Annotated in this window: 12 protein-coding genes; 9 read left to right on the forward strand and 3 right to left on the reverse strand. The window is 44.2% G+C overall.

The features are described 5' to 3' along the window. Positions 1-13: 13 nt before the first annotated feature. The 3 genes from BM736_RS20275 to BM736_RS20285 all read left to right on the forward strand — a co-directional run bounded on the left by BM736_RS20275 (position 14) and on the right by BM736_RS20285 (position 4670). Entirely contained in the window at positions 14-1132 is a 1119-nt protein-coding gene (locus BM736_RS20275) for an efflux RND transporter periplasmic adaptor subunit (RefSeq protein ID WP_076415520.1), read from the forward strand. Positions 1133-1144: 12 nt separating this feature from the next. Next, entirely contained in the window at positions 1145-4228 is a 3084-nt protein-coding gene (locus BM736_RS20280; RefSeq protein WP_076415522.1) for a multidrug efflux RND transporter permease subunit, read from the forward strand. Between the two features lie 187 nt (positions 4229-4415). Beyond that, a complete protein-coding gene (locus BM736_RS20285; protein WP_076415525.1) occupies positions 4416-4670 on the forward strand; it encodes an accessory factor UbiK family protein in 255 nt (84 codons plus the stop codon). 80 nt (positions 4671-4750) lie between these two features. Here the strand turns inward: BM736_RS20285 and BM736_RS20290 are convergent, their stop codons facing one another. Next, complete coding sequence (locus BM736_RS20290) at positions 4751-5596, reverse strand: DUF417 family protein (RefSeq protein ID WP_076415528.1); 846 nt, start codon at positions 5594-5596, stop codon at positions 4751-4753. Positions 5597-5777: 181 nt separating this feature from the next. On the opposite strand from BM736_RS20290, the gene creD reads away from it, so the two are divergent. The 4 genes from creD to BM736_RS20310 all read left to right on the forward strand — a co-directional run bounded on the left by creD (position 5778) and on the right by BM736_RS20310 (position 10314). Beyond that, positions 5778-7139, forward strand: coding sequence for a cell envelope integrity protein CreD (gene creD / locus BM736_RS20295; protein ID WP_076415531.1), 1362 nt, complete (start codon positions 5778-5780; stop codon positions 7137-7139). Positions 7140-7239: 100 nt separating this feature from the next. Beyond that, positions 7240-8040 carry a phosphatase PAP2 family protein gene (locus tag BM736_RS20300; RefSeq protein ID WP_256717976.1) on the forward strand — a complete coding sequence of 267 codons (801 nt, stop codon included), beginning with the start codon at positions 7240-7242 and terminating at the stop codon, positions 8038-8040. Positions 8041-8160: 120 nt separating this feature from the next. Continuing rightward, a complete protein-coding gene (locus BM736_RS20305; RefSeq protein WP_076415533.1) occupies positions 8161-8637 on the forward strand; it encodes an Lrp/AsnC family transcriptional regulator in 477 nt (158 codons plus the stop codon). A gap of 318 nt (positions 8638-8955) precedes the next feature. Beyond that, the gene (locus BM736_RS20310; RefSeq protein ID WP_076415536.1) at positions 8956-10314 is read left to right on the forward strand and encodes a sodium-dependent transporter; all 1359 of its coding nucleotides are present in this window, start codon (positions 8956-8958) and stop codon (positions 10312-10314) included. A gap of 227 nt (positions 10315-10541) precedes the next feature. Here the strand turns inward: BM736_RS20310 and BM736_RS20315 are convergent, their stop codons facing one another. Beyond that, a complete protein-coding gene (locus BM736_RS20315) occupies positions 10542-11150 on the reverse strand; it encodes a TetR/AcrR family transcriptional regulator (RefSeq protein WP_076415538.1) in 609 nt (202 codons plus the stop codon). 118 nt (positions 11151-11268) lie between these two features. Between BM736_RS20315 and BM736_RS20320 the strand changes: the two genes are divergently transcribed. Together BM736_RS20320 and BM736_RS20325 are read left to right on the forward strand one after the other, a co-directional pair. Further along, on the forward strand, positions 11269-12381 hold the full coding sequence (locus tag BM736_RS20320; protein WP_076415540.1) for an MBL fold metallo-hydrolase: 1113 nt from the start codon (positions 11269-11271) through the stop codon (positions 12379-12381). A gap of 128 nt (positions 12382-12509) precedes the next feature. Beyond that, positions 12510-14510, forward strand: a complete 2001-nt coding sequence (locus BM736_RS20325; protein ID WP_076415543.1) for a TonB-dependent copper receptor — start codon at positions 12510-12512, stop codon at positions 14508-14510. A gap of 96 nt (positions 14511-14606) precedes the next feature. Here BM736_RS20325 and BM736_RS20330 read toward each other — a convergent pair whose 3' ends face one another. Next, complete coding sequence (locus BM736_RS20330; protein ID WP_076415545.1) at positions 14607-15749, reverse strand: alanine--glyoxylate aminotransferase family protein; 1143 nt, start codon at positions 15747-15749, stop codon at positions 14607-14609. Positions 15750-15931: the final 182 nt, after the last annotated feature.

Below are 15931 nucleotides of genomic sequence, written 5' to 3' on the forward strand. Positions count from 1 at the left end.
AGCTATCAGGACAATGAAAAAGTGGACCCTGATCATGCTAATTATCGCACTGCTAGCTTTTGGCTCAGTAATTGGTTTTAACTTAATGGTTAAAGGCAAAATTGCCGATGCTATTGCCAATATGCCCGAGCCTACTTCAGCAGTAACGGCTATGACAGTCACTCCTGAAAAGTGGCAGCCAACAATCGATGCCATTGGGTTTGTCGAACCCAATCAAGGGCTCACAATTGCTAATGAACTGTCTGGGGTAGTGTCTGCTATCAACTTTGAAAATGGCAGCGAAGTAAAGCCAGGCCAAAGCTTAATCGTGCTCGATTCAGCGGTAGAAAAAGCTAACCTCAAAAGCAAAATGGTACAGCTTCCTGCGTCTGAAGCCGATTACAAACGTCTACAGCGCCTGTATAAGCAAAAATCAGTATCGAAACAAGACTTAGATAATAGTGAAGCCAAATATTTAGCCCTGAAAGCCGATATTGAAAGCCTTAGCGCAACCATAGAACGTCGCCAGATAGATGCCCCCTTTGGTGGCTTAATTGGTATTCGCAGTATTAATTTAGGGGAATACCTGCAAGCGGGCACCGATATTGTTCGATTAGAAGATATCAGCACCATGAAGATCAGGTTTACCGTTCCTCAAACACAACTGCCTAAGATTAGTAAAGGCCAAACTATTCACGTGTTTGTTGACGCTTATCCAGAGCTTCCTTTTGAAGGCAAAATCTCAGCCATTGAGCCCGCGGTATTTTATCAAAGTGGCCTAATCCAAATTCAGGCAGAGATACCTAACATTGACACTAAGTTACGTAGCGGTATGTTTGCTCGAGTCGCTGTGCTACTACCTGAGATGACTAACCAATTTGTGCTTCCACAAACGGCTATCAACTTTACGCTTTATGGTAACTCTATCTATCTCATCAATGAGGTCACTGAAGAGGGCGAACAGATTAAGCGCGTCAATCAGATAAATGTTGAAGTCATTGAACGTAATGGTAACTACGCATTAGTCAAAGGCGAACTAAAAGCAGATGACCTAGTCGTCACATCAGGTCAAGTTAGGCTCAGCAATGGCAGCAAGGTAAAAGTTGCCAGTGATGATGCCCTGACGCTTCCTGCAACAATGCCAAAACTTTAATAGGAGCTGGCAATGCGTTTTACAGATATTTTCATTCGTAGGCCGGTTCTCGCCGCCTCGATAAGCTTACTGCTGCTGCTATTAGGTTTCTTCTCCCTAAATAGCATGCAGGTACGTGAGTACCCAGAGATGACCAATACCGTGGTCACGGTATCCACCAGCTACTACGGTGCCGATGCGAATCTTATACAGGGCTTTATTACCCAACCACTGGAGCAAGCTTTAGCTCAGGCGGACAATATTGATTTCATGACCTCAGACAGCTCTTTGGGCACCTCAAAGATCACTGTGTATATGAAGCTAAATACAGATCCCAATGGTGCGCTGGCGGATATTCTAGCCAAGGTCAACTCGGTACGTTCACAGCTTCCAAAAGAAGCTGAAGACTCCACGGTAGATATGTCTACGGGCTCACAAACATCCGTTCTCTACCTCTCTTTCTACAGTGATCAGATCAACTCTAGTCAGATCACCGATTACTTAGAGCGTGTCGTTAAACCTGAGCTATTCACGATTAATGGTGTGGCTAAAGTAAACCTCTATGGCGGTATGAAATACGCGATGAGAGTCTGGTTAGATCCTGCTCGTATGGGTGGCTTTAACTTATCTTCAACTGAAGTGATGCAGGTACTGCAGGCAAACAATTACCAATCAGCTGTAGGTCAAACTAATGGTGGTTTTACGCTGCTTAATGGCACTGCAGATACCCAAGTTGCCACTGTCGATGAACTGAAAAAGCTGGTTATTTCTAGCAAAGATGGATTGGTCATTCGTCTAGGTGATATTGCCGATGTTAGCCTTGAGAAGAGCCATGATGTCTTTCGTGCTTTAGCCGATGGGCAAGAGGCGGTGGTCGTTGGTTTAGATGTCACCCCAACGGCAAACCCACTTGATGTAGCAGCAGATGCTCGTGCTCTGATGCCAGATATAGAGCGTAACCTTCCTAGCTCTATGAAGGTTCGCATGCTTTATGATTCATCACTTGCTATCGATGAATCAATTAATGAAGTGATTAAAACGATCGCTGAAGCCGCATTGATTGTAATTATTGTTATCACCCTCTTTTTAGGTTCATTACGTGCAGTTGTGATCCCTATTGTCACCATTCCACTGTCATTAATCGGTGTCGCTATCATCATGCAGATGTTTGGCTTTACCCTGAACCTGATGACACTACTTGCTATGGTGTTAGCAATTGGCTTAGTGGTCGATGATGCTATCGTAGTCGTAGAGAATGTTGATCGGCATATTAAGCTAGGTGAGACACCTTTTAGGGCGGCAATTATTGGTACCCGTGAGATTGCGGTTCCAGTCATCTCTATGACCATTACCCTTGCAGCTGTATATGCGCCAATTGCATTAATGGGAGGAATTACAGGCTCGCTCTTTAAAGAGTTTGCGCTCACCTTAGCTGGTGCGGTATTCATCTCAGGCATAGTGGCATTAACGCTCTCACCTATGATGTGTTCTAAGATATTAAAGCCTCACACTAAGCCAAACCGATTCGAGCAAGGCGTTGAAACCTTCTTAAATGGAATGACTAACCGCTATCAAAGCATGCTAAATGCCGTCATGGAGCGTCGTCCTGTCGTCGTTGCATTTGCGATAATTGTCTTTGCATCTCTACCGGTTATGTTTAGCTTTATTCCCTCAGAACTTGCACCAAACGAAGATAAGAGTGTTGTCATGATGATGGGCACAGCGCCATCTACTGCCAACTTAGACTATATTCAATCGACGATGTCGCAGGTAACAGATCTCATTAAGAGCCATCCTGAAAGTGCTGCATCCTTAGCCTTTGTCGGTGTACCTAACTCTAACCAAGCGTTTGGTTTAGCACCATTAGTGCCTTGGAGTGAACGTGACAAATCACAAAAAGAGATGCAAAAGGTGTTAGGTGCTGAAGCTAAAGAGATACCTGGAATGGCAGTAACAACATTCCAGATGCCTGAGCTTCCTGGTGCTTCTGGTGGTTTACCCATTCAGTTTGTTATCACCAGCTCAAACTCATTTGAGAGCCTATTTCAAATTGGTAGTAGCGTTCTTGAAAAGGTGCAAAACAGTCCGTTATTTGTCTATTCAGAGATTAACCTTAAGTTTGACTCTGGCACGATGAAGCTGCATATCAAGCGCGACATAGCGGGAACCTATGGCGTCACTATGCAAGATATTGGTATGACATTAACGACCATGATGAGTGATGGTTATGTCAATCGCATAAACTTGGATGGTCGCTCGTACGAAGTTATCCCTCAAGTCGAGCGTAAATACCGAGCGAACCCAGAGTCTCTTGATGGCTACTATGTCAAAGCAGCCGATGGTAAATCAATCCCGCTCTCGAGTTTAGTTGATATTGAGATGGTTTCTGAGCCTCGCTCACTGCCACACTTTAATCAGATGAACTCTATCACTGTAGGTGGTGTTGCAACGCCAGGTGTTGCCATTGGTGATGCGATTGCCTTCTTACAGAATATTGGCGATAACGACTTACCTAAAGGTTATAACTATGACTTCCTCGGTGAAGCGCGTCAGTTTGTCACTGAAGGCTCCGCACTGTTTGCAACTTTTGGATTAGCCCTAGCAATTATCTTCTTGGTGTTAGCGAGTCAATTTGAAAGCGCTCGCGATCCTCTGGTGATCTTGGTCTCTGTACCTCTGGCTATCAGTGGTGCACTCATCGCACTCGGTTGGACTCATGTTTTCGGTCTATCTTCGATGAACATCTATACCCAAGTCGGCCTGATCACTTTAGTTGGCCTAATCACCAAACACGGTATCTTGATGTGTGAAGTCGCCAAAGAGGAGCAGTTACATAATGGCCTTAGTAAGACTGACGCGATTAAGCTTGCAGCAACAGTTCGTCTTCGTCCCATTCTGATGACAACTGCCGCAATGATTGCAGGCCTAATCCCCCTATTGTTTGCCGTAGGCGCAGGGGCAGTGGCTCGCTTCAACATTGGATTAGTGATTGTTTCCGGCTTAGCAATTGGTACTGTATTTACGTTATTCGTATTGCCTGTTATCTATAGCTATCTTGCTCAGAGACATGAACCATTACCTGTCTTTGATGAAGAGTTAACGGCATCAAAACCTTAGGTTCTAGCGCCAGTTATAAAACCTAAAAAGGGCCTGAATAATGTCGATATTATTCAGGCCTTTCTTTACTTAAAATACGATTACTCGACTTTTGTGAGTAATCTTTTTCCAATAGTGAATCTGCTCAGGTACAATCCAACTATTATTAAAAACACGACACTCTATTGGCCAACGGCGGACAGAAAAGATGATTAATCCAAAGAAAATTGAAGAAGTTGCTAAGCAGCTGAGTGAAAACCTGCCAAGCGGCCTGAAGCAGTTCGCTGGTGAGTTTGAAGAAAAAAGTAAACAGATCTTACAGAACCAACTCATGAAGCTAGATGTTGTCTCACATGAGGAGTTCGAAGTTCAACAGCATGTACTGCTTAAAACTCGTGAGAAGCTTGAAGCATTACAAGCACAAGTTGATGCACTAGAGAAGAAATTAAGCGACAGTGAATAATACCTGTTAGCAATAAGGGCTATTCACCACATGTGAATAGCCCTTTTTATTCATGCATACCAATCAGTAAGCGCTATTAATTACACTCGAGAAGCTGAGCAGGCTTGCTGGCAGTAAAGCAAAATACATGCAGCTAATAACACCAAGTCTTTGACAATAAATTGTCCACTCGGCGTCAGCATTGGAAAGCCATGACTCAACTCATAAGCAGGCAAAGTGACGATAAAGGTTTGGGTAGCCAAAAAAGTCAGAGCAGCAATTGCTAACCCTAGGCTATTCGACCAACGATGCCTTAACCCCAGCACTAAGCTAAGCACAGCTAGCAGCTCTACAATGCCAATGAAATATGATGCATGAAGAACACTAAATAACTCGTATAGCCAGCTAAACAAAGAACTTGTCGACATTAAGCCTTCAATCCCATCGGCTTCTATCTGGGTAAACTTCATCCCACCAATCCACAACATGACTAGCACAACGCCAGCCCATGCGAGCTTAAGTGAAAAATGGTTTAGCCGCTGATGGCCCGCATAATAAGAGGCGATATATCCACTCACTCCAGCAATTGCCAGATACTTAATCAACCCTTGACCAGCCCCTATTGCCGGAAAACCACCTAAACTATCTATCCATACAGGGTGAGTCAGCAGCATCGCCATAGGAACCAAAGCCAACAAGCTATAAGCGTAGAGCAGGTATTGACTAAATATCTGTTTAGGAAAGATTAAAGCTGCTATTACAGCTAACTGTATCACGCCTAATAAACTTGATAACCAAGTGAACTCAGGTAACCCGATAACAGCAAGTTGTTTGATAAAATAACCGCTATCAGTCGGTGTGAAACGACTTACTGCCGTTGTAAGTAGAAAAAGTCCCAATAGCACTCTTGCCAATACCATCGCCTTTGTTAAATCTATTTTGAACATCTTTGCCTCCAAATAAGCTGCTCCAATAGACCCTAAAAGTGCGTCCGCTATTTCACCGATGGATAATTTAATCAATCCTTTTTCTATAACTCCCTTTTTTCGCCACTATTGATCACCACTTCGCCCCCATCCCTTAAGTGAAACCTGTTCAAATAGTCACTATCACAATAGAGGGATTTTTATGTTTGATTTTCTAACTTCAGCTAAGACCAACTTAACCCATAAGATGCTGCTAGTAGCAGGGCTATCTTTACTTTCACTCATACCATTAGGCTTTGTTATGGATATGGTTTGGGAAAGAGAGATGCTATACCACCAAGTTGTTGAGGAGATTGGACAGTCATGGGGGGACAGACAAGAGGTTTCCGGCCCTGTTGTTATCATCCCCTATACATACCAAGTCATCCAGGAAGCAGTGAGTGATGAAGGGAAGGTTAGAAAATTTACGACTCATTACCAAAATGAGTTAGTGGTGCTACCGAAACAACTTTCACTCGATATCGACCTTAAACATGATTTTAGAAGCAGAGGTATATTTCAGTCTCTGGTTTATAACGCACAAGTCAGTGGTAATGCAGAGTTTGAACTGAGTCAGTTCAAAATTGCAAATCTCACTAAGCTCGATCTTGATAATGCGCGAATCGTGTTTGGCATATCTGCCAATCAAGCCATAGATAAAATTGTAAAGTTCGAACTCAAGGGGCCACAAGCGGAAAGTATCAGCAACCAATCCGGTATCATGTCAGGCACTGGACTCGCTAACCTTACCGGACTCGATCGCGGCTTCCACCAGCCCATATCACTGAGCCAGAACCAAACTGCATTTTCGTTAGACTTTGACCTTAAACTGAGAGGTTCTCAGTCAATAAGCGCACTGCCACTAGGCGAACAAACTCACATAAATATCAGCGCAGACTGGCCACACCCAAGCTTTAATGGACAGCTTCCAGCATCAAGAGATATCTCAACACAAGGCTTTACAGCAAATTGGGATATTAGCCACCTAAGCCGTAACTTCCCGCAAGTATTCAGTAAAGATCAACAGATCAATTTACGAGAAGTTCAAGCCAACACTATGCTGTTTGAGCCCGTTACACACTATGGAAAAATTGAACGTTCTGTCAAATACGGTCTGCTGTTTATTGTGCTTAGCTTTATTATTTTACTTATCTTTGAATTGGGACAAAATACCAAGCTTAGCTTAATCCAATACCTGCTCGTAGGCAGTGCAATGACCCTTTTTTACCTGTTACTGCTCTCATTATCGGAGCACTTAGCTTTCACCCTGGCCTACTTAATCGCAGCCAGTATTCCCGTACTATCAGTCTCAGCATATACCGCCAGCGCCACCGATAGCCCCAAACGAGGGGGGGGCATGATGGCTATGCTTATTGGACTGTATGCCGTGCTCTATTCCATTCTAAAACTGGAAGATTACGCCCTCTTAATGGGAACGGGGTTGTTAGTGGTGATCATGCTTGTTCTGATGTTTATTACCCGAAAAACAAGCGGAAATGACACTAAGGTTGGTACAACAGATTAACGATATTTAATTCATAATATCGCCTGATAGGCTAGCTTGCTAAGAAGTGACAAGTTAGCCTACGCCCTTTACGATTTAGATATTTTTTGAGGCTATTCATTTGAAGCAACTATCCACTTACATGCCATCGGTTATATTACCTATGATGATTGGCTGGTTAATACTGCTCATCATACCTGGCGTACTGTTCGTCTCGGATGCCTCGTTATTCCCATGGCTATCACTTGACTCAACGACTGCCGAAACACTATTTTGGCTCACCTCCACAGGTACTGCGCCTTATGGTGTCGCTACCGTACTATTCGTTCTGCTTTTAAGTTACCAGAGGCTTGAACGTTCTCGATTTTTCAGCCTATTCCTCGCCATCTCACTTAGCATGTGCACCACTTTAGGACTTAATCATTATCTTAAGCCATTTTTCAATGAGGCTCGTCCTAATGCCGTCTGGTTAGAGCAAAATTACCTACTTAACACAGACAGCTTCTATTCACTCTCTAAAGCTGAGCGTCAAGAAAAGATGATGGCAGCAGTAAATCAGATAGAGTATGCCGATACCGAGTTGAGCCTTGCTCCATTAGTAAAGCAGCACTGGCAACATGAAGTTGGCTACGCTTTTCCATCTGGACACACGCTTTTCGCTGTCACTTTAACCATAGTGGCTAGTTTCTATCTCTTGCTTGCCGGTAACCTAATTTTACCTAGCGTGCTGTTACTATGGACAGTTGCTATGGGGTTCAGCCGTATGCTGCTAGGCATGCACTGGACTCAAGATGTACTAGCCTCAACATTTCTAGGTGGTCTCATAGGTTTACTGAGCTTGTTCGTTATACATAAAGCCTTTCCCTATATTTGGTCAATTTCAACTAAGCTAATACCAAAGCTTAGTAAGGTTGAGCGGTAGGCACTGAAAAGCCAAACAGCGTGAATCAACTTATTCCCACTGTTTGGCTAACAGCACCAGAAAGAATGCTTTATCATAGCGCCCTATACCTCTTCAATCTTAGGCACTATTGAGAATCCTATGGCTGCTCTACAACTAGATAAAATCGATCTGACAATTTTAAGACTGATGCAAAGCCATGGAAAACTGTCGAATCAAGAATTAGCAGAAAAAGTAGGCCTCTCACCTTCACCATGCTCTCGCAGGGTCAAAACCTTAGAGGAATCTGGGTATATCTCGGGCTATGCAACACTACTCTCCGCCGAACACTTTCATCTATCCCTCACGGCTTACGTCCAAGTGAGATTAGAAAAACATACGACTGAGATCCTTGAATCTTTTGAGAGTAAGGTCAGCAGCTACGATGAGGTGCAAGAGTGCTGTTTATTGACTGGTAGCGATGCCGATTATCAACTAAAAGTCTTAGTCGCAGACATGAATCAATTCAAACTCTTTTTGCTCGACAAGCTCACAACCCATCCCCACATTGCCGGCGTTCACTCAAGCTTCGTGTTAAAACAGGTCAAAAACCAAACCAGTATACCGCTGCCAAGTTAAACCTGGGTCCAATCAGACTGAATGACATCAGTAGACAAGCTATAACTGGTTAAACCTAAGGAAATCGACTAATTTTTATCTATTCGATCGCAAAAATTGAAAAAAACCACTACGCAATAATCTTGCGCTATCTTTAGCACTGAAAAACAAACCGCAAAATAGTCTCGCCATTAGAATTTAACAAAGAAATAAAAAGCAATAAATACGCCAAATGCACAACAAATCACTCATGAACAACATGATTAAAGCGATAAATCACCATTGACCCGCTAAAATAAAGGACTATGATGCGCCCTCATTAAAAAATGAGAGATCAACATGAGTACAGCAAGTTCAAACCATTTCAGCTCAAGAATCGGCTTCATCATGGCAGCTGCAGGCTCTGCGGTTGGCGTGGGTAACATCTGGGGCTTCCCAACCCAAGCAGCATCCCATGGTGGTGGAGCATTCCTACTGGTTTACTTGATACTTATCGTTATTCTCGGTTACCCCATGCTAGTGGCTGAGTTGATGATAGGCAGACATGGGCAAACAAACCCAGCCGACGCGATGAGCAAGTTAGGCACTAGCCCTCTCAGCCGTAACATAGGTAAGTTTATCGGCTTTACCTCTATCATCACAGCCACATTAATCTGTACCTTTTACACCATACTTTCAGGTTGGTTTGTCAGTTTCGCCTTAGCGCCAGTAGCAGAGATGTTCGGCTTCTCTCAAATAGCTGCATGGTTGATGGACTTCTCTCTATCAAGAAATATCGTCTTTACCACACTCTTTATCTTGATGGTGATCTGGGTGATCAGGCAAGGCGTACAGCAAGGCATTGAACGCTGGTCAAAACGCTTAATGCCGCTACTGCTAAGTATCTTAGTATTAGGGGTGATCTACATCTTAAACCAACCTGGTGCGATGGAAGGACTTGAAGTATTACTGATCCCGGACTTTTCTAGAGTATGGGAGCCTGATGTACTTGTCGGTGCGTTAGGACAGACCTTCTTCTCATTAACCATAGGTACGGGTGCCATGATGGTTTATGGCGCTTATTTAAATCAGCAGGAGCACATTGGAAAGCTCACCGCTTATGTCACGCTAACAGACACCAGCGTAGCCTTTCTTGCGGCATTGATGATAATTCCTGCCATGTACGTCGCCCAGCATAATGGCGTACAGATCTTCAGTGAAGATGGCAGTTTATTAAATTCTGACACCTTAGTATTTACCGTATTACCTGCCCTGTTTGATACCTTAGGCGGGAATCTGCAATACATTTTAGCGTTTGTCTTTTTTGTATTAATGACCATTGCAGGCCTGACTTCAGCCATCTCAATTGTTGAAGTCCCTACAAGCTACTTAGTAGAAAAGAGACAGGTAGACCGAAACAAGGCTACCTACATTATCGGTGCCCTCATCATTGTCTTGTCGCTAACGGTCGTCCTGAACTTCGAGCATCTATTTGGCTTTATGATCACCATGACGACCGAAAGAGCTCAGCCATTAATCGCGCTAGGTATTGCAATCTATCTCGGTTGGGTATGGCAGAGAAATGGTCTGATAAAAGAGATACAAGCCCAGGAAGGAGCCGATAGTAACAGCTTGTTCTGGCGCTTATGGCCAGTCTATGTGAAGTTTGTCTGCCCGCTACTGATCACAGTGATCATAGTGCAGCTATTTAACAAGTAATGGGCTAGAGTTTGGGCTCACCTAAAGCAAGGTGAGCCCTGTATAGCATCACGGTTTAACCTATATTCAGCGCTCAATCTTAACTTCTATTTTATAGATACCTATCATATGCCAGCGCTTCAATGTTGGCTTGTCTAAAACACCATGCTGCTCACGGGCGTATTGCACCGACTTATTTAACTCTTGCACCTCATGGCTGGAGACGCAATACACACTTGTTTTATTACTCAGGTATATTGCTTTATAACCATATCTACAGCCGTTTGCTTAACCCTTTGGACTTCGTCATCAGTAGGGAAGCTAGCCCCTTGAATAAGTTGAGGCCAGAAACAGAAAGCCTTAATCACGGCCATAAATTGTGTAACGACGACTTCAGGGTGGTCAGTTTTTAACGCCCCAGCTTCTGCTGCAGCATAAAACCAGCTTGTCAGAGGAGACTCTTTATCACTGAACTCTAGCATCGCTTCTTGGATCAGATCTGGTGAGTGAATCGCTTCAGCAATAATAACTCTCGCCATAGAGAGAAAGGCTTCGGAGCGAAGATGAGAGATCTCCTGCTCTGCGACTAACGTTAGCTGCTGCTCTATTGATGTATCAGTTGAAAATGGCACATGCTCAAAGGTACAAAGCAGCGACATCATCTCAACCATGATGGCACTAAATAACGCATCTTTATTGGCAAAATGATTATAAACGGTGCGTTTTGAAACCTCGGCTCGCTTTGCAATATCATCCATACTTGCGGCTTTGAACCCCTTAGCTTCAAACTCAGCCATCGCCGCTTCAATCACTGCGGTTCGTTTAAGCTCACTTCGAGATTTTTTTTTATCTACCATTTTCAGATTCTTATCTTAATCTTCAGCTATTCAACCTGGTTATTTTACACTGATGAGTTTACTTTTCAAAAACATTTAGTAAACTACACCGTATAGTTTACTTTTATATTGCATATTTATGAAACTAACAATACTGATTATCGGCTTACTCATTGGAGGCATTATGCTCGCCACTACACAATCAAACGCAGGTTCAGTCGAAACAACAAAAATCTCTGCCGACCATCATATTGCAGATGGTGGCTACATGAATACAGCTAAAGATTTCACAGAAGATACTGAAATCCTTCCACTATTAATGCGGTATATCACAGAGAAGCGTGTAGATGCACTGCCTAAAAATGCCATTCCAGTCATTGAACAAACAGCTCGCTCACTGGAGCAGCTTCCGCGGGATCAAGATACCGTTATCAGACTTGGACATTCGAGTATTTTCATCCAAATAGCGGGTCAGAGATGGCTTATCGATCCAGTATTTAGTGACAGAGCCTCACCTTTTAGCTTTGCAGGGCCTAAACGCTTTCATCAAACACCTATCTCGCTGAGCGAATTGCCTGAAATCGATGGGGTGATGATCTCTCACGATCATTACGATCATCTCGACAAACAGACCATCAAGGCCTTAGCCAATAAGGTTAACCATTTTGTCGTTCCACTTGGTGTAGACGGCCACCTGAAAAGTTGGGGAGTCAGCACAGATAAAATAACCAGCCTAGATTGGTGGGAGTCAGTAAGCGTTGCTGATGTCACCTTGACTGCAACCCCTACCCAACATTTTTCTGGACGCGGATTATTTGATAAAAACCAGACTCTGTGGGCCTCCTATGTCATAGCTTCACCAAGCAGCAAACTATATTTCAGTGGTGACTCGGGGTACTTCGATGGTTTTAAGGAGATTGGTGAACGCTTCGGGCCATTCGATCTGACTATGGTCGAAACAGGCGCTTATGACAAAGATTGGCCAACAATACATATGAGTCCTGAGCAGAGCCTGCAAGCCCATATTGACCTTAAGGGTAAGCAGATGATGCCAATCCATAATGGCACCTTCGATTTAGCCTTTCATAGTTGGTATGAGCCACTAGAGCGTATCTTATCACTAGCGGCAACGGCAAACGTTAAGCTTGTGACCCCCATGATGGGGCAAGTGGTGTCACTCAACTCAGCAACAGCGTCTAACCATGCGTGGTGGCAAGAGGTGATGCAAGATCAGTTATTAGCAGCGTATTAAAAAGGCATTAATTGTTATCTGGGTCACAGCAGCCTGTGACCCTTTGCCGCACCTCATCACTTATCTCTTGTCGATAGAAAACGGCGGTGTATAAAGAGCGGAATAAAAAATAAGATGAGTTCGCCATGATGTATCTATATAAGAATTTGGCTATTTCCGCTTTGGCCACGAGTTTTTTTAGCCCGCTTTGTTTAGCTCAATCATCCCCCATTGATGACGTAAACCAATCCAGTGATAAACAGCCAGCCATTGAGCGCATTTTAGTGACAGGGGAGCAAGTCGACGATCCCACCAGAGTGTCAAGTGACCCTAAAAAGCCAAGGCTACCACTGCCCGCCTATGATGGTGCAGGCTTTCTCAAAACCATTCCAGGTTTCAGCATAGGCCGTAAAGGTGGTGCGGGTGGTGACCCAACGTTAAGAGGCTTAGGTGGCTCTAGATTGAGCATTGTTGATGATGGTCAACATGTTTATGGCACTTGTGGAGGACGAATGGATCCCCCAACTGCTTATATTTACCCAGAAGCCTACGACAACATAACCGTAATTAAAGGGCCACAAACCGTCAAATATGGCCCTGTCGGCTCGGCCGGTACCGTCCTATTTGAAAAAGATCGCCACCGCTTCGAAGAAGCTGATACAGAGGGCAGAGCTAGCGTGACTGGCGGCAGCTTCGACCGACAAGACTATCTTGTTGAACTCAAGGCAGGTAATAGCGATCACTATATCGATATGGACATTAACCAATCCAGTAGTGACCACTACCAAGACGGAGATGGCAATACTGTTCAATCAAGTTACGACAGACAAAACTATAAGTTTGCCTTGGGCTGGACTCCTAGCGATGAGACCGTCGTCGAGCTTGCCTATGGTCGCTCCTCAGGTGAAGCAGAGTATGCCGATCGAGCCAATAAAGCCCGTGAGATAAACAATGAAAACCTCACCTTGTTAGTTCAACACGACTTTGATGGAGAGCGATTACAAAGCATAGAGTTTCAAGCCTATACCAATGAAAATGACCATATCATGGATCAGTTTGATCAAGGGGTTAACTCCGGAAGTAATGTTCGACGTGGTACCCAAGGGGCTCATCTATGGGCCGATTTAAGCCTGCATAGCAACTTAATGGTCACCTTAGGTCTAGATTATATGGACAGTAAACATAAAGGCCGCAAGATAGATCCAAGCGTCGACAATGGACTCGACGACTTACTCTCAAAGCCATTTAACGATAATATGCATTATCAAAATAGCGGCCTATTTGTTGAAGCAGAACTTCAGCTATCAAAAGGAAAACTACTCGCAGGCGCAAGGCTAGATCATTGGCAAACTGAGTTATTGGTCGCTCAAGGTGGCAGTAGAACTGACGATCTATTCAGTGGTTACACTCGCTATGAACTTTCCTCAGGTAATAGCCAATACTTTGCAGGATTTGGCCATGCCCAACGTATGCCAGATTACTGGGAGATAATGAAAGCCGATGCCGATAGCCACTCAGAAAAAGCCTTCGATCTTGAAGCTGAAAAAAACTCACAGATAGACATAGGCTGGCTGTACCAAGGTAAAATAGATATCTCAAGCTCACTCTTTTACGGGGTGATAAGCGATTATATTCTTATCGATGCCAATACAAGTAAAACCTCCGCATACAATGTTGATGCAACAGTCTATGGCGGCGAGGTCGCAGCAACATTTCCCATTAGTGATTATTGGTCTAGCCAAACGAGTATCAGCTATAGCCATGGCGATAATGATACCGCGGGAACGCCTTTAGGCCAGATCCCACCACTAGAGGCAAGACTTACCTTAGATTATCAATACAAGCAGTGGAGTGCCGGTTTACTCTGGCGACTCGTTGCAGCTCAAGATAGGGTCGCTATTGGCGAAGGAAATATTTCCGGTCAGGATTTAGCACAAAGTAGTGGTTTTGGTACCCTCTCAATCAATGCGAGTTGGAAACACCAAGATAGCCTTCTACTCAGCTTAGGTGTCGAAAACCTGTTTGATATCACCTATGCCGAGCACATTAGTCGCTCAGGGGCGGGGAATGATATTCCAGGTAGCAGCCCGATGTTTCAGGTCAACGAGCCAGGTCGCACAGCTTGGGCAAAACTCGATTACACCTTCTAGGTATTTAAATTCTGATATTTATCAAAAGAGAGCCGTTAACGAAAAAGGCCATTCGAAATCGAATGGCCTTTCTAATGAACTCAGCAACTAATTATACTAATTCAGCACTTCTTCCAGCGCCTTTAAACAAAGCGCGACATTCTCACGACGAGCACCAAAGCCCATCAGGCCGATACGCCAAGCTTTACCAGCAAGTGCTCCCAAGCCCGCACCGATCTCCAGATTATAGTTTTCTAATAACAGCTTACGCACCCCAGCATCATCGATACCCTCTGGAATATATACCGCATTAAGCTGTGGCAGCCTTGTGCTCTCATCAACAACAAACTGAATCCCTAAACCTTCTATACCTTGCTTTAACACTTGGTGCATATCAGCATGACGCTGCCATGCAGCTTCAAGCCCTTCATTCGCAAGTAGGCGTAACGACTCATGGAGCGCATAAAGTGCATTAACAGGCGCGGTATGATGATAGCTACGTTTAGCGTTATTATCCGCTGTACCGCTCCAGTAACCCATGACGAGGGTTTGATCGAGAAACCAGCTCTGTACAGGCGTTTTGCGGCTCTTGAGTTTATCGACAGCAGCAGGAGAAAATGACACAGGGGAGAGTCCCGGCACACAAGATAGACATTTCTGACTACCAGAATAGATAGCATCTATGCCCCATTCATCGACTCTAAGCTCGACACCACCTAGTGATGTGACCGCATCGACTATGGTTAAACAATTATGTTGCTTCGCCAGCGCACATAATGCTTTAGCATCTGATAGTGCGCCAGTTGAGGTCTCAGCATGAACGAAAGCTAAAAACTTAGCGTCTGGATGAGCCTTTAGTGCCGCTTCGACATCAGCAGGATTTACCGCCTCACCCCATTCGTTATCGACCACAATGGCAGTCGCCCCTACACGCTCGACATTTTGGCGCATACGCTCACCAAATACGCCATTACGACACACAATGACCTTCTCACCCGCTTCAACTAAGTTAACGAAGCAGGTTTCCATCCCGGCACTACCGGGAGCAGACACCGCTAAGGTCATCGCATTGCTTGTCTGAAAAGCGTATTGAATAAGTGACTTAAGTTCATCCATCATGGCGACAAACAAGGGGTCTAAGTGACCAATTGTCGGACGAGATTGTGCGGCGAGCACTTCAGGATATACATCAGAGGGGCCAGGCCCCATCAACGTTCTACGTGGGGGGTTAAACGCATTAATCTTAGGTGCTGCTAACATCATATTTCCTCGAAAACTAGCTAGAAAAAGTTCTAATAATTATGTGGTATTAACTCTTTGATTAGCCCATTACCGTGGCCAATCCCCTACGCTTTATTGAACATCTTAACTGTGTGCCTTTTGGCATCTTATTTTCTATATGTAACGGCCACAAGTGGACTTAAGGCTAACGCTACTTTCAA

The sequence above is a fragment of the Shewanella sp. UCD-KL12 genome, from assembly GCF_001957125.1.
In the GTDB taxonomy this organism is placed as follows: domain Bacteria; phylum Pseudomonadota; class Gammaproteobacteria; order Enterobacterales; family Shewanellaceae; genus Shewanella.

Excerpts from the sequence above, each read along its gene's own strand:
- BM736_RS20320 (WP_076415540.1), top strand. The coding sequence starts at position 11,269 with ATGAAACTAACAATACTGATTATCGGCTTACTCATTGGAGGCATTATG.
- BM736_RS20285 (WP_076415525.1), top strand. The coding sequence starts at position 4,416 with ATGATTAATCCAAAGAAAATTGAAGAAGTTGCTAAGCAGCTGAGTGAA.
- creD (WP_076415531.1), top strand. The coding sequence starts at position 5,778 with ATGTTTGATTTTCTAACTTCAGCTAAGACCAACTTAACCCATAAGATG.
- BM736_RS20325 (WP_076415543.1), top strand. The coding sequence starts at position 12,510 with ATGTATCTATATAAGAATTTGGCTATTTCCGCTTTGGCCACGAGTTTT.
- BM736_RS20310 (WP_076415536.1), top strand. The coding sequence starts at position 8,956 with ATGAGTACAGCAAGTTCAAACCATTTCAGCTCAAGAATCGGCTTCATC.
- BM736_RS20290 (WP_076415528.1), bottom strand. The coding sequence starts at position 5,596 with ATGTTCAAAATAGATTTAACAAAGGCGATGGTATTGGCAAGAGTGCTA.
- BM736_RS20305 (WP_076415533.1), top strand. The coding sequence starts at position 8,161 with ATGGCTGCTCTACAACTAGATAAAATCGATCTGACAATTTTAAGACTG.
- BM736_RS20330 (WP_076415545.1), bottom strand. The coding sequence starts at position 15,749 with ATGTTAGCAGCACCTAAGATTAATGCGTTTAACCCCCCACGTAGAACG.
- BM736_RS20315 (WP_076415538.1), bottom strand. The coding sequence starts at position 11,150 with ATGGTAGATAAAAAAAAATCTCGAAGTGAGCTTAAACGAACCGCAGTG.
- BM736_RS20280 (WP_076415522.1), top strand. The coding sequence starts at position 1,145 with ATGCGTTTTACAGATATTTTCATTCGTAGGCCGGTTCTCGCCGCCTCG.
- BM736_RS20275 (WP_076415520.1), top strand. The coding sequence starts at position 14 with ATGAAAAAGTGGACCCTGATCATGCTAATTATCGCACTGCTAGCTTTT.